1 protein-coding gene is annotated in these 224 nt (G+C 71.9%); it reads right to left on the minus strand.

Annotated elements, in window-relative coordinates; translation table 11 throughout:
- The coding region (locus F0Q45_RS27350) for a KR domain-containing protein (RefSeq protein ID WP_149656743.1) at nt 1-224 on the minus strand (224 nt) is incomplete at both ends.

Consider the following 224-nt stretch of genomic DNA (forward strand, 5'->3'; position numbering starts at 1 on the left):
CAGTTGGCTTTCGGTCAGCTCGCTGACCACGGCGTCATCGACGATCCCGGCGGCGTGGATGACCGCGGTCAACCGGTGCTGGTCGGGGATGGACTCCAACACCGCGGCCAGCTCCGCCGCACTGCTGGTGTCGCAGGCGGTGATGCTGACCTCAGCGCCCAGCTGGGTCAACCGGTGCGCCAGCTCGGCGGCGCCGGGGGCAGCCAGGCCGCGCCGCGACACCA

The sequence above is a fragment of the Mycobacterium simiae genome (genome assembly GCF_008370645.1).
GTDB classification, from domain to species: Bacteria; Actinomycetota; Actinomycetes; order Mycobacteriales; family Mycobacteriaceae; genus Mycobacterium; species Mycobacterium simiae_A.